The organism is Draconibacterium sediminis (assembly GCF_000949475.1).
GTDB lineage: Bacteria > Bacteroidota > Bacteroidia > Bacteroidales > Prolixibacteraceae > Draconibacterium > Draconibacterium sediminis.
Genome location: NZ_JRHC01000002.1, coordinates 518,045 through 535,880 on the forward strand (window position 1 = coordinate 518,045; position 17,836 = coordinate 535,880).

At 40.2% G+C, this 17,836-nt stretch carries 17 protein-coding genes; 12 read left to right on the plus strand and 5 right to left on the minus strand.

Features of this window, described 5'->3' with window-relative positions; genetic code table 11:
- The first annotated feature begins 10 nt into the window (after positions 1 to 10).
- Positions 11 to 538: a GNAT family N-acetyltransferase gene (locus LH29_RS12050; RefSeq protein WP_045030020.1), complete on the plus strand. Its 528-nt coding sequence runs from the start codon at positions 11 to 13 to the stop codon at positions 536 to 538.
- A 195-nt stretch (positions 539 to 733) separates the two neighbouring features.
- Here LH29_RS12050 and LH29_RS12055 read toward each other — a convergent pair whose 3' ends face one another.
- Positions 734 to 1,174 (minus strand): type I restriction enzyme HsdR N-terminal domain-containing protein, encoded by a 441-nt coding sequence (locus tag LH29_RS12055; protein WP_045030023.1) that lies wholly within the window; start codon positions 1,172 to 1,174, stop codon positions 734 to 736.
- A 116-nt stretch (positions 1,175 to 1,290) separates the two neighbouring features.
- Between LH29_RS12055 and LH29_RS12060 the strand changes: the two genes are divergently transcribed.
- Genes LH29_RS12060 through LH29_RS23830 form a run of 4 tightly spaced genes read left to right on the plus strand, consistent with a single transcriptional unit; the run spans position 1,291 to position 4,516 of the window.
- Positions 1,291 to 2,061, plus strand: a complete 771-nt coding sequence (locus tag LH29_RS12060) for an AMP nucleosidase (protein ID WP_045030024.1) — start codon at positions 1,291 to 1,293, stop codon at positions 2,059 to 2,061.
- Between the two features lie 2 nt (positions 2,062 to 2,063).
- A complete protein-coding gene (gene holA / locus LH29_RS12065; protein WP_045030025.1) occupies positions 2,064 to 3,065 on the plus strand; it encodes a DNA polymerase III subunit delta in 1,002 nt (333 codons plus the stop codon).
- A complete protein-coding gene (locus LH29_RS12070) occupies positions 3,065 to 3,676 on the plus strand; it encodes a rhomboid family intramembrane serine protease (RefSeq protein ID WP_045030029.1) in 612 nt (203 codons plus the stop codon). The genes holA and LH29_RS12070 overlap by 1 nt, the downstream gene beginning before the upstream one ends.
- Positions 3,677 to 3,679: 3 nt before the next feature.
- Positions 3,680 to 4,516, plus strand: a complete 837-nt coding sequence (locus LH29_RS23830; RefSeq protein WP_052670850.1) for an aminotransferase class IV — start codon at positions 3,680 to 3,682, stop codon at positions 4,514 to 4,516.
- A gap of 6 nt (positions 4,517 to 4,522) precedes the next feature.
- Here LH29_RS23830 and LH29_RS12080 read toward each other — a convergent pair whose 3' ends face one another.
- The 3 genes from LH29_RS12080 to pruA form a co-directional block, all read right to left on the minus strand.
- A complete protein-coding gene (locus LH29_RS12080) occupies positions 4,523 to 5,113 on the minus strand; it encodes a YqgE/AlgH family protein (protein WP_045030031.1) in 591 nt (196 codons plus the stop codon).
- 122 nt (positions 5,114 to 5,235) lie between these two features.
- Positions 5,236 to 5,544 (minus strand): FtsB family cell division protein, encoded by a 309-nt coding sequence (locus tag LH29_RS12085; RefSeq protein WP_045030034.1) that lies wholly within the window; start codon positions 5,542 to 5,544, stop codon positions 5,236 to 5,238.
- 130 nt (positions 5,545 to 5,674) lie between these two features.
- Complete coding sequence (pruA, locus tag LH29_RS12090; protein WP_045030275.1) at positions 5,675 to 7,312, minus strand: L-glutamate gamma-semialdehyde dehydrogenase; 1,638 nt, start codon at positions 7,310 to 7,312, stop codon at positions 5,675 to 5,677.
- Positions 7,313 to 7,736: 424 nt separating this feature from the next.
- On the opposite strand from pruA, the gene LH29_RS12095 reads away from it, so the two are divergent.
- Positions 7,737 to 9,650: a sensor histidine kinase gene (locus LH29_RS12095; protein WP_157493678.1), complete on the plus strand. Its 1,914-nt coding sequence runs from the start codon at positions 7,737 to 7,739 to the stop codon at positions 9,648 to 9,650.
- A 102-nt stretch (positions 9,651 to 9,752) separates the two neighbouring features.
- Here the strand turns inward: LH29_RS12095 and LH29_RS12100 are convergent, their stop codons facing one another.
- Positions 9,753 to 11,039, minus strand: coding sequence for a type IX secretion system plug protein (locus LH29_RS12100; RefSeq protein WP_052670851.1), 1,287 nt, complete (start codon positions 11,037 to 11,039; stop codon positions 9,753 to 9,755).
- Between the two features lie 421 nt (positions 11,040 to 11,460).
- Here LH29_RS12100 and LH29_RS12105 point away from each other — a divergent pair, with 421 nt between their 5' ends.
- From LH29_RS12105 to nqrF, 6 genes are read left to right on the plus strand one after another with little or no spacing between them, the layout of a single operon-like run.
- Positions 11,461 to 12,807, plus strand: a complete 1,347-nt coding sequence (locus LH29_RS12105; protein ID WP_045030039.1) for a Na(+)-translocating NADH-quinone reductase subunit A — start codon at positions 11,461 to 11,463, stop codon at positions 12,805 to 12,807.
- Between the two features lie 31 nt (positions 12,808 to 12,838).
- Positions 12,839 to 14,020: an NADH:ubiquinone reductase (Na(+)-transporting) subunit B gene (locus LH29_RS12110; protein ID WP_045030042.1), complete on the plus strand. Its 1,182-nt coding sequence runs from the start codon at positions 12,839 to 12,841 to the stop codon at positions 14,018 to 14,020.
- Positions 14,021 to 14,036: 16 nt separating this feature from the next.
- The gene (nqrC, locus tag LH29_RS12115) at positions 14,037 to 14,735 is read left to right on the plus strand and encodes an NADH:ubiquinone reductase (Na(+)-transporting) subunit C (protein ID WP_045030044.1); all 699 of its coding nucleotides are present in this window, start codon (positions 14,037 to 14,039) and stop codon (positions 14,733 to 14,735) included.
- Between the two features lie 5 nt (positions 14,736 to 14,740).
- Positions 14,741 to 15,385, plus strand: a complete 645-nt coding sequence (locus tag LH29_RS12120; RefSeq protein WP_045030047.1) for an NADH:ubiquinone reductase (Na(+)-transporting) subunit D — start codon at positions 14,741 to 14,743, stop codon at positions 15,383 to 15,385.
- A gap of 24 nt (positions 15,386 to 15,409) precedes the next feature.
- The gene (gene nqrE, locus LH29_RS12125) at positions 15,410 to 16,027 is read left to right on the plus strand and encodes an NADH:ubiquinone reductase (Na(+)-transporting) subunit E (protein WP_045030049.1); all 618 of its coding nucleotides are present in this window, start codon (positions 15,410 to 15,412) and stop codon (positions 16,025 to 16,027) included.
- A gap of 21 nt (positions 16,028 to 16,048) precedes the next feature.
- Positions 16,049 to 17,320, plus strand: coding sequence for an NADH:ubiquinone reductase (Na(+)-transporting) subunit F (gene nqrF, locus LH29_RS12130; RefSeq protein ID WP_045030051.1), 1,272 nt, complete (start codon positions 16,049 to 16,051; stop codon positions 17,318 to 17,320).
- Positions 17,321 to 17,836: the final 516 nt, after the last annotated feature.

The following is a 17,836-nucleotide window of genomic DNA, read 5'->3' on the forward strand; positions in this document are numbered from 1 at the left end:
AACATTGAAAATGAAAGAGAAGCTAAGCTTTGGAAAAATAATACTCCGCCCTCTTGAGCCGGAAGATATTGACCTGCTGTACCAGTGGGAGAATAATACTGAAATTTGGGAAGTGAGCAACACAAAGACGCCGTTCTCGAAACATATTCTGGCCCAATACCTTTTGGAATCGGCTAAAGATATTTACGAAACCAAACAGCTTCGTCTGGTTATAGAGACGACTGAAAACAAGCCTGTAGGTGCCATTGATCTCTTCGATTTTGAGCCTTTTCATATGCGAGCCGGAGTAGGTATTCTTATTCACAATAGCGATGACCGTAAAAAAGGCTACGCCGGCGATGCACTCCATGCCTTGTCCAACTATGCTTTCGAATTCCTGGGATTAAGACAATTGTATGCCAACATCACTTCCGATAATTGGGGAAGCATACAGTTGTTCGAAAAATCAGGATTTACGCGTAGTGGCATAAAAAAAGACTGGATTAAAACTTTCTCCGGCTGGAAAGATGAGCTGTTTTATCAGAAGTTTTTGGGATAAACTTCACAGCTTCTCAAGACTCAATGACGATAGATACTATTTTTTGCACCGTTCTTTAGAGCGGTGATACTAAACAGTGTTGGTGGCAATGATTTTTTAGGATTTTTGTAAACTTCATGTTCCAAAAATCCTAAAAAATCAGATTAAGGCAATAAATTCTTATTCACCGCCTTAAAAGACGGTGCAAAAAATAATTTAGAAAGTTGGTATTTCTTTCAAAAAAGAATAGCTGTTTTTTTCGTAGTCGATCTCACAGGCAAAGTGCTGAATTCCGTTCGACACCACTACCCTTTCAACGCGTAAAGCCATGTTGTAGCGCACCACCTGATCAAAAGCATTCTGTGTAATTTTTACATTTGGAGCTTTAAATTCAGCTATCAGATGAGGATTTCCGTTTCGCTGATAAATCAATAAATCGAAACGCCGTTGTTGCTGGTTTACTTTTATCTGCTTTTCCACAGCCATTAAATTCTGCGGATAATTCCGTTCCTGTATCAAATATTGAATAAAATTCTGGCGCACCCATTCTTCCGGCGTCAGCACCACAAATTTTTTCCTAATCGAATCAAATATCCAGTTTTTATCGTTTTCTGTTTTTGTTCGGAAAGCATATTCCGGCAAATTCAGTTTGTACATAATCTTCTCAATAACTTATTAAATGAACTTGGCTGGCGAGCTCTAAAAATGTACATTTGTGTTCGCCTTAAAACCAAAGGTATTCCTATTTGTTCAAAGGTAGAATAATTCAGCTTATGAAGACGAAAAAAGAAATTGTTGACAACTGGCTACCGCGATATACAGGCAAAAAACTAGATGAAATTGGCCAGTATATTTTGCTCACTAATTTTCAGGATTACGTAGAACGGTTTGCACGCAAGTTTGAGGTTCCGGTTGAAGGGACTGACAAAAATATGCCCAGTGCAACTGCCGAAGGCATTACCATGATCAACTTTGGAATGGGAAGCCCTAACGCAGCAACAGTAATGGATTTACTAAGTGCAATACATCCAAAAGCTGTTTTGTTTCTGGGAAAATGTGGCGGATTAAAAAAGAAAAATCAGCTGGGTGATTTTATCCTTCCCATTGCCGCCATCCGTGGCGACGGGACATCGACGGACTATTTGCCACCGGAAGTTCCGGCATTACCTGCATTTAACCTGCAACGTGCGGTTTCGCATATTCTACGAAATTCGGAGCAGGATTACTGGACAGGCGTGGTATTAACCACCAACCGTCGGGTTTGGGAGTTCGACAACCGGTTTAAAAAATACCTCAAAAAAACACGCGCAATGGCCATCGACATGGAAACAGCAACCCTGTTTACCGTTGGTTTTGCCAACCAAATACCTACCGGAGTTTTATTACTGGTTTCCGATCAGCCCATGATTTCCACCGGCGTAAAAACTGACAAAAGCGATCAGTATGTTTCTTCTTCGTACGTAGAAAGGCATATTCAGGCCGGTATTGATGCCTTGCTGGAAATTAAAAATCACGGACTTTCTGTAAAACACTTACGATTCTAAAAATGGAGTATAGCGACATACTGCACAACCTGAAAAAAGGCATCTACCACCCCATTTATTTGCTTCAGGGTGAAGAAGCATATTTTATTGATGAACTATCGGATTATATTGAAGACAATGTGCTTACCGATGCTGAAAAAGGATTTAACCAAACCATATTTTATGGAAAAGATTCGGATCCGGTTACTATCGTTGAAGCATCGTTACGTTTCCCGATGATGGCGAGTAAGCAGGTTATTATTGTGAAAGAAGCGCAAAGCCTCAGCAAAATAGAAACGCTTACATCGTATGCTGAAAAACCATTGGCTTCAACCATTTTGGTATTGGCTTACAAATACAAAACCCTTGATTCGAGAACAAAACTGGCCAAAGCCATAAAAAAGAACGGTGTACTTTTTACCTCAAAGAAATTGTACGAGAACAAAATTCCGGGCTGGATTGATGGCTTTTTGAGAACGCACAACTATACCATCACGCCGCAGGCCGCGTTATTGCTCACCTCGTATCTGGGAACGGATTTAAGTAAAATTGCCAACGAGCTGAATAAACTGGTAATTGCGGTTAAAGACACCACTAAAATCACTCCCGAGCATATTGAAAAAAATATCGGGCTAAGTAAAGAGTTTAACATACTTGAACTTCAGAATGCATTGGGAGAAAAGAATGTGCTAAAAGCCAACCGGATCATCAATTATTTTGGTGCTAATCCAACACTAAATCCGATACAGAAAACCGTTGCCGGGTTGTATTTTTATTTTTCAAAACTGTTTACCTATCATTTCCTAAAAGACAAATCGGAACGAAATGTTGCCGCCGAACTTCGGGTTCATCCTTTTTTTGTAAAAGAATATGTGTCGGCAGCCAAACGTTACTCCCCTACCAAGCTTTACGAAATTATGGGTATTTTACGCGAATACGATATGAAAAGTAAGGGTTTTAACGTATCAACAATGGTAGAAACCGGAGAGTTGCAAAAGGAAATGATCTATAAAATTTTACATTAATGATAGTATGGTTCATCATCGGCGTAACAGCCGTAATCTCATATATTGCCTTTCAAAACCGCGAGTTATCGGCAAAACTGCAGTTTAATGCTGCGCAAATTATCCACCGCAATGAATACTACCGTTTGGTGAGCCATGCCTTTGTGCATGCCAACTGGTCGCACCTGGGTGTAAACATGCTGGTTCTTTATTTTTTCGGACGAAATACAGTTGTTTATTTTGACTACTATTTTGGAACTAAAGCAACGGCTTATTTTCTTCTATTGTATTTCGGAGGTATTTTGGCCTCGAATATCTGGAGCCTGATAAAGCATAAAAACAACTATTATTACAATGCGGTTGGCGCTTCGGGTGCAGTGTCGGCGGTGCTGTTTGCCACCATATTTTTCCAGCCCTGGGAGCCTTTGTATTTATTTGCAGTGCTTCCTATTCCCGGAATTCTTTTTGCTGCCGGTTACCTATTTTACTCCTATCAAATGAGTAAACGACAATCGGACAATGTGGCACACGATGCCCACTTTCTGGGAGCTGTATTTGGTTTTATTTTCCCGATTTTACTAAAGCCTGAATTATTCAGCCGCTTTATCGACAATCTGTTTTCGTTCCTGTAATTTATGGCCTACCTGCTTGTAAATAATCAGATTTTAAAAGAAGCAGAAACCAACCTTACACCTTTTCTGTTAAACGCTCCCGATGTGTATAAACACAGCATTTGGTTTGGTTTTGGCGGAATTCCAATGCTTGACGAAAATCTGGATATCCTGAAAATAGAATTAAAATCGCTCGGACACGACCTACCAGTCCTTTTTCAAAACCGTCGCGAATTATTCAGGCTGCTAAAACGTATGCTCAATAAAAACCGATTTTTCAGGACAGGACTGATTACTTTTCAGTTTTTTATAGCTGAAGAAAAAATTGATTACCTGGTTACCTGTAAGGCCTTTAATGATTTCGATTTCCAGATAAATGCACAAGGATTGCTCATCGGCATTTCAAGCTCTAAACTGTTAAGTCATTCGCAAAACAGCAATTCACGATTTGGAAAGGCAACATTATGGAAACAAGTTTGTGCAGAAATGAAGGAAAGACCAAGTCCGGCAACAATAATTCTAAATGAAAAGGATATAGTTTGCGAAGGCATTGCTGCGAACCTTTTTATGATAAAGGAGAATGTTCTTTTTACGCCGTCGGTTAAAACGGGTTGTTACTGCGATGTAATTCGCCCGGAAATTATGCGACTGGCGAACGAACTAAATATTAAAGTGGTAGAAGCCGATGATCTGGAACCCAAACACCTGCTGCAGATGGATGAAATATTCTTTGCTTCAGAAACGAAAGGAATACAATGGGTTTTAGGATTTGAGAACCGCAGATACGTGCATCAACACACCGACAGGATTTATGCTGCTCTAAATAAATTTTTAGAAATTAAAACGGAAAAGCAGAAATAAAAAAGGCTAATTAAGTGCCGGGTTCTCAGGGAAATTCTCCCAAACGGCATAACGATTACCTGCTTTTTTTACAAAATCGAACCATGAAGATTCACTTAAATCTTTCATTACTTCGTTTTGCTCGACATCGGTTACCAGCCACGAGTCTTCTTTTAATTCATCTTCCAGCTGTCCACCATCCCAGCCTGAGTAGCCAAGGAAAAAGCGTATATCAGAAGTATTTATCTTTCCGCTGCGAATGTCCCTTTTTAATACCTCAAAATCGCCGCCCCAATACAAATCGCCCATTACATGAATACTACCCGGAAGTTTATCGCCCAGTTTGTGAATAAAGTAAACCGTATCGGTAGAAACCGGACCGCCTAAGTAAACATCGGCGTTAAAATCAGGAAAATCAGGGAAAGCATCCTGCACAGGGAAATCAACCTTTTTATTCAGAATAAACCCAACAGCTCCTTTCTGGCTGTATGCAACTAAAAATACCACAGAACGGTTGAAATAATTACCGGCCAAAAATGGTTCAGCAATCAAAATCCGCCCCTTTTGTGGTGCAATGTTGTTCGATTTAATTCTGAATATGTCAAGATTGTCATTCATTCTAAAAGCAATATAAGAAATTTATATTGGCTATCAAATAGCTGTTTATCTTACACTACTTTGTAACGAATTTATTAACAGAATGTTCTGAATAGAGGGAATTATTGTTTACCAAAAGTGCGCTATTCTTCTTCAACAATAATAAAAACATCTTCGTCGGGTTTTGACATCTGGTATTGTTCGCGGGCAAATTTTTCCAGTTCTTCTTTTCCTTTATTCAGGTCCTGAAGTTTTTGTCTGTCTGAGGCAATACGTTCCTGGTAATATTCTTTTTGTTGCTTCAACTCGTTTAGCTGGCGCTTGCTTTTCACATGAGAAACAATGCTGTTCTCATCAAAAAATATTATCCAGACTGCAAAAAAAACAAAGGCGATAACAAACTTATTACCGATGCCTTTAAAAATTCCGGATTTAAATATTTCCTTGTTCATGTTCCTCTAAATGTTGATACAAAAGTAGAATCTTTCGCGACCAAAAAAAAGAGGAACCGAACAATTCCGATTCCCCTTTTTCAACAGTTCAACCTTAATAACCTGAGTTTCAAACATCAGGTATTAATATCTATTCATTATCCGGCTGAAAATTCGGATAAGTATAATCTACCGGTGGTACAAAGTTTTCTTTGATTGTGCGGATTGCAGTCCAGCGAAGCATGTTAAAGATAGAACCTGCTTTATCGTCGGTGCCCGAACCACGAGCGCCACCAAATGGCTGCTGGCCTACAACAGCTCCTGTTGGCTTGTCGTTAATATAGAAGTTACCGGCGCAGTTTTCCAGGCGTTTGGCAATCTTCTCGATATTGTAGCGGCTTTGCGACCATACAGCTCCTGTAAGTGCATAAATCGAAGTTGTATCAACCAAATCAAGCGTTGTATCCATGTCTTCGTCTTCGTAAACGTAAACAGTAAGAACCGGACCAAACAACTCTTCCTTCATGGTAATGTAATCTGGCTTTTTAGCCAGAATAACTGTTGGCTCAACAAAATAACCAACTGATTTATCGCAGTTTCCGCCAAAAATAACTTCAGCATCTTCGTCTTCTTTTGCACGATCGATAAAACCTTTCAGTTTATCAAACGACGACTCGTCGATAACGGCATTTACAAAGTTGGTGAAATCTTCTACCGGTCCCATTTTTACGGTAGCCAACTCAGCACCTAAAATCTCTTTTACCTCAGGCCAGATACTTGCAGGAACATAACATCTTGAAGCCGCAGAACATTTCTGTCCCTGGTATTCGAAAGCACCACGTAACATAGCAATCGCCAGTTCGCGTTTTTTAGCTGTAGGATCAGCAAAAATAAAGTCTTTACCACCAGTCTCACCAACGATACGTGGGTATGATTTGTATTTGTAGATGTTCTCGCCAATAGTTTTCCAGATGCTTTGGAATACAGCTGTTGAACCGGTGAAGTGAATTCCTGCAAAATCAGGGTGAGTCAGCACAGTATCGGCAGCAACAGGACCCGATGCATAAACCAGGTTGATAACGCCATCAGGCAGACCGGCTTCTTTAAAGATCTCCATAATTACACCTGCTGAATAAACAGCAGTTTTTGATGGTTTCCAAACAGCAACGTTACCCATCATGGCAGGTGCCGCAGGAAGGTTTCCGGCAATTGATGTAAAGTTGAAAGGTGTTAATGCATAAATAAAACCTTCCAACGGACGGTATTCGTTGTAGTTCCAGATACCTTTTGCCGACTCAGGCTGGATCTTGTAAATCTCAGTCATTACCTGAACGCCAAAACGTAAAAAGTCGGCAAACTCACAAGCCGCATCAATTTCGGCCTGGAAAGCATTTTTTGATTGCCCCAACATCGATGCTGCATTGATTTTTGCACGATACGGACCTGCCAAAAGATCGGCTGCTTTCAGGAAAATTGAAGCGCGGTGTTGCCACGACAAGTTTGCCCATTCTTCTCTGGCTGCCAAAGCTGCATCAATCGCCATTTCAACGTGGCTGGCATCGCCCTGGTTATAATATCCTAAAGTATGTGCAATTTCGTGAGGAGGAAACATCCTTACTTTTCTGTCGGTAAAAACTTCTTTTCCACCAATAATCATTGGCTGATCGAGTTCTTCCGAGCGTAATTCCTGCAATTTAGCCTGCAGCTCTGCTCTTTCCGGAGATCCCGGAGCATAACTTAAAACCGGTTCGTTTTTAGCAACCGGAACGTTGTAAATTCCTTTTGGCATAATTCTATAATATTTGTCGTTTGTAATTCTTCTGATCTGTTTATGCAAAACTAAAAAATCGCATTCTCACAAAGCATAACAAAAATCATAATCGAAAAATAGAGCTTAAATCAACCTTCTTATAGCCAAACATTTAGAAGGAATAACATCGAAAACAAAACAAAAATCAGGTTTTTGGATTCCCATTTTGACAATATTTCCCCGAAAAATCGTTTGTTTTGGCGGGACGTACCTGTTTTTTAATATTTTTACATTATTGTTAAAAAGAATATATAAAATATTAGCAGAAAGATTTTGGGCTGCTAAAACTGATCATGAAAAAAGGCAGCTTTTTCAGCTTCTATTGTTTTGGGGAGTTGTAGGCGTGTTGTCACTATTCCTATCCGTTAGAGAATTGACACTTTCTACCCCAAAAAGCGATCTTGTGGGTTATCTGCTGCTACTTTCGGTTTCAATTTTAGCTATAGTTTGCACTTTTAATGCAAAAAAGAATTGTGCCATCAATGTTATTTTTTCGTTACCCGTTTTTATTTACGCTTATTACATCTCCGATTTAACAGAACATGCACCATTAATTGAAACCGTGCACCTATCGGTATGGTGGCTGATGGCAGGTCTGGTTTTTCTGTACTACTTCTCGATGATGGAAGTTCGGGTTATCGTTTACTTCTTTGTATCGCTGGCACTAATTTGTTTCCAGCTGTTAAAAGCCGGACATTTAACTGATGCCTTTAGTTATTTCGATCCTTTTGCCAGCAACCCGATTTTAATATTCACGGCCTTTTTCCTGGTAACCTTTTACCTCCGCAAAAAGCTGATCACAAACATCGAAGTTCTTACGGAGGAAATCGACTCGAAAAACGAAGCAATTAACCGGGTTTTACAAAACTCATCGTTTCTTATTTCGCGACTGCGTGCTGTACGTGACGAAGACGGAAACATTACCAACCTGGTGGTTGAGAAAATAAACAACGCTTTTGAAGCCGCTTTTAAACGCAATTTATACGAAGTACAGGAACAGGAAGCTGAATACGTATTCGACCTTATTTTCAAAGGCCGGTTTGACGTGAACAAAACGGTCCTTTTTAATAAAAAGAATTTTACGGAGTTTTATGCCGAAAATCTCGACAAATGGTATAACATTCGGGTATTAAATCCCTCATATAATTCATATTACCTGGTTTTTGATGACATCACTAAAACCAAAAAGCAGATTGCTGACCTTGAAGCCAGCAAACGGCGCTACAAAGTACTGCTTGAAGCTATTCCTGATATTTTCTTCGTAATTGACAAGGATGGTATTTACGAGGACTTTGTGATTAAAGAAGGAGACCTGTTTAAAATTGAAGACTCGAATATTATTGGCAGCTCTATATTTAATGCCGGTTTCCCGGATAAAATGGCGCATAAAATTTATTCATGTATTCAGCATTGTATTAAAAACGACACCATTGAAAGTATTGAATACTCGTTAAATACTCCCAACGGAACATTTATGTTCGAAATGCGCCTGGCCAAACTAAATGCCAATGCAGTAATTTCGGTGGCTCGCGATATTACCAAACGCAAAACAGCTGAATTCGGTCTGGAAAAAGCGCTCGTAAAAGCGGAAGAATCCGATCGTTTAAAATCGGCATTCCTCGCCAACCTGTCGCACGAAATTCGCACACCAATGAACATTATCTCCAACTTTACGCGCATGTTGGCCGATGATTCACTCGACGGATTGGAACGCCTGCAACTTACCGAAGCGATTACCCAAAACGGTCAGCAGTTACTGAATATGATCGACAACACGGTGCATTTGGCAAAAATTGAAACCGAGAATATTCCGGTACACACCTCTTTTAGCAAAATAAATCCACTGCTTCGCGATATTTACAATGCCTATTTTGCCGAACTTCCCGACAGCAAGGATATTCGCATCAGCTTAAAAACGGATGTTGCCACGCCTGAATTCGGCTTTTCAACCGATCCTCAGTTGCTGAAAGAAGTGATGACGATTTTGGTTGACAACGCCGTAAAATACACCTTAAGCGGCCAGGTTACCTTTGGGTTCGAGATGGTACGCAATGATTTTGTAAAATTTTATGTGGCTGATACGGGAATTGGTATTCCTGAAGAAGATTACGAACACATCTTCAGCCGTTTTTACCGTGTGCAGAACAAAATAAACCAGACAACTTCAGGATCGGGAATTGGATTGCCAATTGCCCAACATTACGTTACGCTGTTGGGCGGAGAACTTGAATTTGAATCGAAAGTGAATAAGGGCAGTAACTTCTGGTTTATGCTTCCTTTTAACGAAGGCCGCGGCTATATGAGAATCGTGAGTTGAAGTCGATTTGGTAGTCGCAGTAAACAGTTTTCAGTTGCAGTTTTCAGTTTGCAGTGTCAAACTTTTCAAACAATTTCAAACAACAAAAACAATGCAACCCAGTTAGTACCTGTTTATAACCGAGTTTAATTGCCGGTACCCAACCAACCTGTCGTAACGGCTGGCTAAATCGCGGTAATATACCAGAATCTGATAATCATTACTGGTTTCCCAAAAGCTTCCTTCAATATTGGTATGATCGGCCACTTTTGATCCCTGCGGCACATAAACGTAGATATAATTATAATACCCCTGCTTGAGCAACAAAGTCAATTCATATTCTCCTCGCTCGAAATTATAGGTCATTTCGTTGCTCTTATTGGCGTTCCAGTTGCTTAGAGCGCCAAAAACATTTACCGATCCGCCAAGTAGCGGCGCTTCCAATGGCAAGGTAAAATGCACGAAGGTATAATCACATTCGGTATCATAATCGCGCACCTCCTGATCCTGGCTTTCAATGGCATACATTCCATTCATTTCTTCGTACGAAAAAAAGGGTTTATTGGCACGCACTTCATCAATTTTAACCGTTTTATGAAAATATGGACGGTGAAAATCGGTAGCTATCACATTCTCGCCATTCATCCGGTTGGTTCGGTTGTCGAAATACCGAAACTCGTTTCCTGCCGGAAATACATTTTCGCGGTTATAATCGTAATCCAAAACCCCGTCGCGCATGTACAACGGCTTCAAATCACGAATGGCATTATCCCAGCGGTTATTCTGCATAATCACAACCTTCACCTCTTCCCTCGGATTTAAGATCGCCAAATTGGGATGGTATATTTTAAAATCTACTTCGTGGTTGCTGCCTTCAAAAGCATCGGCAGTGGCGCGTCTAACTGTTCCTTCAATACGAACAGCATTTTCGTATATATGAAAACGTTTCGTCAAAACCACCTTCTCCTTGTCCTGATCTTCGTAAACCACTAAAACATAATTTCCCGAGAGTTTAAAGCGCATCTGGTCGTTGGGCAATTCAATATGGTAATTTACATAGCTAAAAGTGGTATTAAACGACAACGCGTAATCATCAACCGGATTATCGATAAATCCATCGATGTATTCGTCCTGCGAAATAAAACTCTCGTTCCAGTCAGCATCGCAATGTACCACGGTGTAATAGTAATCTTTCACGCCTTCCGAAAGATCATCGAATTTAAAAACCAGCGTTATATCTTCATTCAAACCCATTATCGGGTTCGAGAGTTCGAAGCCATTCCGATAGGCCTGCACCGTTTTTATATTCTCGCGGTTAATGGCATTTTCGTAGTAAAAATTCTCCTCCTGCCCCTTTGCCCCTGTACTTAGAATCAGAAAAAATATGGTGGTGAAAAAAACGGTTCTCATCTGCTATTTGATTTGTTATTGTTGGTATCGTATTTCCAGTTACTATTTTCGCAATCACTCATTCTATTTAACAGCTACAATGTTCGGTTATTGTATTGCAAAAGCAGTGCCTGTTTTGTTAAAACGTAAAAATCTGCAATTCGTATCTCATATCAAAACCGAAAACACAAATTTCGTTTAAATGTGCTTGCTTTTTATAGTTAAATCGCTAAAATAGATAACAAAATGTTAATTTAATCTGAAGATAAATAACGTTAAAAATGATTTTTTATTTTACTCAATACCTGACACTTACACATACTATTGCAACATCCACATATCTTCATATTTGAAACCGTTGAACTTTTGCTATAAAGCATTGCGAAAAGCCAATTAAATTAATACTTTTGCCCACTTAAAAATAATACATTCTTAATTAGATATGTCAGAAGTAGTTAAGTTAAGGAAAGGGCTTAATATAAAGCTAAAAGGAAGTGCAGAAAAGGCACTTGACAAATTGCCGGTTCCGGCAACAGTAGCTCTGAAACCCACCGATTTTCCGGGACTTACTCCAAAACTTAGTGTAAAAGTTGACGCCGAGGTTAAAGCCGGCGACGCTTTGTTCTACGACAAATATCATCCTGAAATCAAATTTACAGCTCCTCTTGGAGGAAAAGTAGTATCGATTAACCGTGGTGAGCGTCGTAAAATTTTGGAGGTAGTTATTGCAACCGACGAGAATGTTGGTTCAGCCGAATTTAAGAAAGCTGACCCATCGAGCTTATCGGCGGAAGAGGTGAAGGAACAAATTTTGAAAAGTGGTATATGGCCGTTCATCAAAAAACGTCCGTATGGTATTATCGCCAATCCGGAGGAGAAACCAAAAGCCATTTACATTTCAACATTCGACACGGCTCCATTGGCACCCGATTACAATTTTGTTCTCGATGGCCAACTGGATACCTTCCAAACCGGTGTTAACGCATTGGCTCAACTTACCGAAGGAAAAGTGAATCTTGGAGTTTCAAAGGATTCGGCTTTTACTTCGCTAAAAAATGTTGTGGTTAATACCTTTGAAGGGCCTCACCCTGCAGGTAACGTTGGTATTCAAATTGCCAATACATCTCCGATAAACAAAGGCGAAGTGGTTTGGACCATCAGCGTACAGGATGTATTGTTCATTGGCCGTTTGTTTGAAACTGGTAATGTTGATTTTACAAAAACTGTTGCTTTAACCGGATCAGAAGTTCAGGCACCAAAATATTACCAAACAACCGTAGGAGCACCAATAGCTAACCTGGTTGGAGGGAAATTGGTTGATGCCGACTACAATCAGCGTATTATCAGCGGTAACGTGCTTACCGGAACCAAAGTTTCGTCAAAAAGCTTCCTTGGTTTTTACGACTCGCAAATCAGTGTAATTCCTGAAGGCGATGAGTACGAATTTTTAGGCTGGGCCGACCCGGGCTTTAATAAATTTAGTGCAACCAAAGCTTATTTCGGAAAATTGTTCCCGAAAAAAGAGTACACAATGAATGCAAACATTCATGGTGGCGAACGTGCATTTGTTTTGTCGAACCAATACGAAAAACTGGTTCCGATGGATATCCTTCCGGTATTCCTGCTTAAAGCTATCCTGGTAAACGATATCGACAAAATGGAAAACTTTGGTATTTATGAAGTGATAGAAGAAGACTTCGCCTTGTGTGAATATGCCTGTACTTCAAAAATCGAGGTTCAGAAAATTTTGCGCGAAGGTATTAATACCATGATCAAAGAGCTTGGTTAATCATTACAAGTAACTAATTAGTCTTTTAGAGATGAAATTTATAAAAAACTTTTTTGAAAGGACAGAACCGCTGGTTCAGAAGGGAGCCAAATACCATTGGCTCAATTCGGTACACGACGGATTCTTTACATTTTTATACACGCCAAAAACCACGTCGAAAACGGGTACGCACATTCACGATTACATCGATTTGAAACGTACCATGTCGATTGTTGTTTTATCGGTGGTTCCGGCTTTGTTGTTCGGAATGTACAACGTTGGAGTGCAACACTTTAAAGCCATTGGCGAATTGGCCTCAACAGGATTTTTCGACATCTTCCTGTTTGGTTTAATTAAAGTACTTCCAATCGTTATCGTATCCTATGGAGTAGGTTTAGGTATCGAATTCGTTTTCGCTCAATTGCGCGGACACGAAATACAGGAAGGCTTCCTTGTATCGGGTATGCTTATTCCGCTTATTATGCCTGTTAATACTCCGCTTTGGATGATTGCTGTTGCAACAGCTTTCGCCGTTGTTTTGGGTAAAGAGGTATTTGGTGGAACCGGAATGAACATCTGGAACCCGGCGCTTGTAGCACGTGCTTTCCTATTCTTTGCTTATCCGGCGCAAATGTCGGGCGATTCGGTTTGGATCGCATTAAAAGATACCGATAAAGTAGTTGACGGTTTTTCAGGAGCAACTCCAATGGCCGATGCAGCTGCAGGACACTTAAATTACAGTGTAGCCGATGCATTCTTTGGTTTTATTCCCGGTTCTATCGGTGAAACATCAACACTGGCAATCCTTATCGGTGCTGTATTGTTGATCATTACCGGAATCGGAAGCTGGAAAATTATGGTTTCAACCATTGCAGGTGGTGCAGTTATGGGACTTATCCTTAACGCATTTGCAGGCAGTGCAGGTTTGTCGCCTGAAGTTGCAACATACTTTTCAATGCCTTTCTGGCATCACTTAATTTTAGGTGGTTTTATGTTTGGTGCAATTTTTATGGCAACCGACCCTGTTTCGGCATCACAAACCGAAAAAGGAAAGTGGATCTACGGATTCCTGATCGGTATTCTGGCTATCATCATCCGTGTTATCAACCCGGCCTTCCCTGAAGGTATGATGTTGGCAATCCTGCTGATGAACACATTTGCTCCGCTTATCGACCACTACGTTGTAGCCGGTCATGTTAAGAGAAGAACAAAACGAGCTAAAGTTTCTGCATAATTAAAACGAAGAAAAGATGGACAGAAATAGTAATACTTACACATTTTTATATGCAGCCATTATGGTAATTGTTGTGGCTGCCGTTCTTGCTTCGGTTTCAATGGCGTTAAAGCCAGCGCAGAAAAAGAACGTAGAGATAGAGAAAAAACAAAATATCCTGGCATCGGTAAATATTGAAAGTACTGCAGAAACCGCAGAAGCTATTTACGCTGAAAAAATTATTGACGAGTACCTTGTAAATACAAAAGGTGAAAAAGTTGATGGTAATGCTTTCACAACCGACCTGAAAAAGGAACGTGCCAAGAGTTTCGACGAAATGGTACTTCCGGTATTTGTATGCGATACTGAAGAGGGAAGAAAATATGTACTTCCGGTATACGGAGCCGGTCTTTGGGGACCTATCTGGGGATATGTTTCGGTAAGCGCCGATATGAATACCATTTTCGGAGCAAACTTCGATCACGAAGGTGAAACTCCGGGATTAGGTGCTGAAATTTCAACTTCAGCCTTTGAAGAGCAATTTAAAGGAAAAGAGATCTTTGATAATTCAGGAGAATTGGTTTCTATTCTGGTTGCAAAAACCGGTCAGGTTGCTCCTGAAGAGCATAAGGTTGACGGAATCTCAGGTGGTACAATTACAAGTAAAGGTCTGGAAGCGATGTTAAAAGATGACTTTACAGGCTATGAAGCATTCTTAAACAAGAATAAAAATTAAGAGAGATGAGCGAACCATTATTTTCAAAGAAAAATTTAAAATTACTGTCGGATCCGTTAAACGACAGTAACCCGATTACCGTACAGGTTTTAGGTATTTGCTCAGCGCTGGCTGTTACTGCACAATTGAAACCGTCAATTGTAATGACAATTTCAGTTATGGCTGTTTTGGCATTTGCAAACGTGATTATTTCATTGTTACGAAATACAATTCCTAACCGAATCCGAATCATTGTTCAGCTGGTAGTTATTGCAGCCCTGGTAATTTTGGTTGACCAGGTACTTCGTGCCTATGTGTACGACGTAAGTAAGCAGCTATCGGTATTTGTTGGTTTGATTATTACCAACTGTATTATCATGGGTCGTTTGGAAGCATTTGCTTTGGGTAACCGCCCATGGCAATCGTTCCTTGATGGAATTGGAAACGCAGCCGGATACGGTTTTATTCTTATTGTAGTTGGTTTCTTCCGCGAATTGCTGGGATCAGGCTCTTTACTGGGTTATAAAATAATCCCTGAAAGCTGGTACATCGTAAACGGTGGATTTTACGAAAACAACGGACTAATGGTACTTTCGCCAATGGCGCTTATTGTTGTTGGTGTAATTATCTGGGTTCAGCGTAGCCGTAACCGTAAACTAATTGAAGATTAATTGTAACGCAAAAACAAAATTCAAATGGAAAATCTGATTAATATATTTGTTAAGTCAATTTTTATTGAAAACATGGTATTTGCGTACTTCTTCGGAATGTGCTCGTATTTGGCTGTTTCGAAAAAAGTAAGTACCGCTGCCGGTTTAGGAATTGCTGTAGTTTTTGTGTTAGGAATTACGGTACCGGTTAACTACCTGTTAGAGAAATTTGTATTAAATGAAGGTGCTTTGGTTTGGTTAGGCGAAGGATTTGCCAATGTTGACCTCAGCTTCTTACGCTTTATCATGTTTATTGCCATCATTGCATCAATGGTTCAGTTGGTGGAAATGATTGTGGAGAAATTTGCTCCTGTGCTGTACAACCAGCTGGGTATTTTCCTGCCGCTTATTGCAGTAAACTGTGCTATTCTTGGAGGATCGTTATTCCTGCAGCAAAAAGCATTTATTAACGTTGGCGAAGCTACCGTTTACGGTTTGGGTTCGGGCGTTGGCTGGTTGCTGGCAATCGTAGGTATTGCGGCCATCAGGGAAAAGATCGAATACTCACAAATACCTGGCCCGCTTCGTGGACTTGGAATTACATTTATTGTAACCGGTTTGATGGGATTGGCATTTATGGGATTCGGCGGAATTAAATTGTAGAATTAAAAAACAATTAGCAAGATGATATTATTGTCAGCACAATCAACTGTAATTATTACCAGTGTTGTTTTCTTCCTGAGTGTAATTATTCTGTTGGTGGCCTTACTTTTGTTCGCCAAAAAGAAACTTACGCCATCAGGAAGTGTAAAGGTTAGCATTAACGAAGGCGACCTGGAAATTGAAACCGAACCGGGAAATACCCTGTTATCAACACTTGGTAACAATAAAATTCTTCTTCCATCGGCATGTGGAGGAGGTGGTACATGTGCCATGTGCCGTTGCCAGGTTGAAGAAGGTGGTGGTTCTATTCTGCCAACCGAAACCGGTTACTTTACCCGTAAAGAGCAAAACGACAACTGGCGTTTGGCTTGTCAGGTAAAAGTAAAAGAAGACATGCAAATTAAAATTCCACAAGAAGTACTTGGTGTTAAAAAGTGGGAATGCGAAGTGGTATCGAACCACAACGTGGCTACTTTCATCAAAGAATTTGTGGTTAAATTACCTGAAGGCGAAAACCTTGATTTCAAATCGGGTGGATATATTCAGATCGATGTACCTAAAGTTGATGTAAACTTTAAGGACATGGATATTGAAGAGGAATACCGCGAAGAGTGGGAAAAATTCGGCATGTTCGACCTGGTTATGAAAAACCCGGAGCCTACATTCCGTGCTTACTCAATGGCTAACCACCCTGCCGAAGGTAACATTGTAATGTTGAACATTCGTATTGCAACTCCGCCTTGGGACCGTGCAAACAACGGATTTAAGAAAGTAAATCCGGGTATCTGTTCATCATACATCTTTAACCTGAAACCGGGCGACAAAGTAACTGTATCGGGTCCTTACGGAGAATTCTTCCTGAAAGACAACGACAGCGAGATGATGTTCGTTGGTGGTGGTGCAGGTATGGCGCCAATGCGCTCGCACTTATTCCACTTGTTCCACACCATCAAAGAATCGAAAAAGAAAGTTACTTTCTGGTACGGAGCTCGTTCGTGGAAAGAAGTTTTCTATTACGATCAGTTCAGAGATATCGAGAAAAACTTCCCGAATTTCGAATTCCATTTGGCGCTCGACCGCGAAGATCCTGAAGCCGATAAACTGGGCATTAAATATAAAACAGGATTTGTTCACCAGGTAATTCACGACAACTACCTGAGTCAGCATGAAGAACCGGAAGAAATCGATTTCTACATGTGTGGACCACCAATGATGAACGACGCCGTTCAGAAAATGCTTTACGATTTAGGCGTTCCGGACGAAAACGTACTGTTCGACGACTTTGGATCGTAACCAACATCGAAGTTATTAAACTTAGATATTTCAAAGCCACTTCTCTTTTTGAGGAGTGGCTTTTTTAATGCCCTACCCCTCGTTTGCAACGAGGGGCCAGCAATTTGTCGTTTGTAACGACATTGAATTGTGCATTACAAATGCAAAAACATTTTCCCCCTCGTTACAAACGAGGGGGAGTTGGGAACATAGTTTCACGCAGATTACGCAGATTTTCGCAGAAATATTTTCACTTTCTTCTGCCCCTCGTTTACAACGAAGGGGCACCAATCTATTTTTAATAGTTCCAAATTCTAAATCAGACTTACCAAATTCTCAATCTGCATTTTTATTGTTCACACTTTAACATAGTTTTACGTGTAAAACATACACAAATGAGAAATTTATCAATTGTCTTTCTGATATGCACTTTTTCAATTTTTGCATTGCCTAATAAAGCCCGGTCACAAACCTATAAAAGTTATATAAAGTTTAAAACTGAAGGTACCGACACTCGATTTATGGTTCGGCAAGAAT

Coding starts and splice junctions, on each gene's coding strand:
- LH29_RS12050 (WP_045030020.1), top strand. CDS start 11: ATGAAAGAGAAGCTAAGCTTTGGAAAAATAATACTCCGCCCTCTTGAG.
- LH29_RS12055 (WP_045030023.1), bottom strand. CDS start 1,174: ATGTACAAACTGAATTTGCCGGAATATGCTTTCCGAACAAAAACAGAA.
- LH29_RS12060 (WP_045030024.1), top strand. CDS start 1,291: ATGAAGACGAAAAAAGAAATTGTTGACAACTGGCTACCGCGATATACA.
- holA (WP_045030025.1), top strand. CDS start 2,064: ATGGAGTATAGCGACATACTGCACAACCTGAAAAAAGGCATCTACCAC.
- LH29_RS12070 (WP_045030029.1), top strand. CDS start 3,065: ATGATAGTATGGTTCATCATCGGCGTAACAGCCGTAATCTCATATATT.
- LH29_RS23830 (WP_052670850.1), top strand. CDS start 3,680: ATGGCCTACCTGCTTGTAAATAATCAGATTTTAAAAGAAGCAGAAACC.
- LH29_RS12080 (WP_045030031.1), bottom strand. CDS start 5,113: ATGAATGACAATCTTGACATATTCAGAATTAAATCGAACAACATTGCA.
- LH29_RS12085 (WP_045030034.1), bottom strand. CDS start 5,544: ATGAACAAGGAAATATTTAAATCCGGAATTTTTAAAGGCATCGGTAAT.
- pruA (WP_045030275.1), bottom strand. CDS start 7,312: ATGCCAAAAGGAATTTACAACGTTCCGGTTGCTAAAAACGAACCGGTT.
- LH29_RS12100 (WP_052670851.1), bottom strand. CDS start 11,039: ATGAGAACCGTTTTTTTCACCACCATATTTTTTCTGATTCTAAGTACA.
- LH29_RS12105 (WP_045030039.1), top strand. CDS start 11,461: ATGTCAGAAGTAGTTAAGTTAAGGAAAGGGCTTAATATAAAGCTAAAA.
- LH29_RS12110 (WP_045030042.1), top strand. CDS start 12,839: ATGAAATTTATAAAAAACTTTTTTGAAAGGACAGAACCGCTGGTTCAG.
- nqrC (WP_045030044.1), top strand. CDS start 14,037: ATGGACAGAAATAGTAATACTTACACATTTTTATATGCAGCCATTATG.
- LH29_RS12120 (WP_045030047.1), top strand. CDS start 14,741: ATGAGCGAACCATTATTTTCAAAGAAAAATTTAAAATTACTGTCGGAT.
- nqrE (WP_045030049.1), top strand. CDS start 15,410: ATGGAAAATCTGATTAATATATTTGTTAAGTCAATTTTTATTGAAAAC.
- nqrF (WP_045030051.1), top strand. CDS start 16,049: ATGATATTATTGTCAGCACAATCAACTGTAATTATTACCAGTGTTGTT.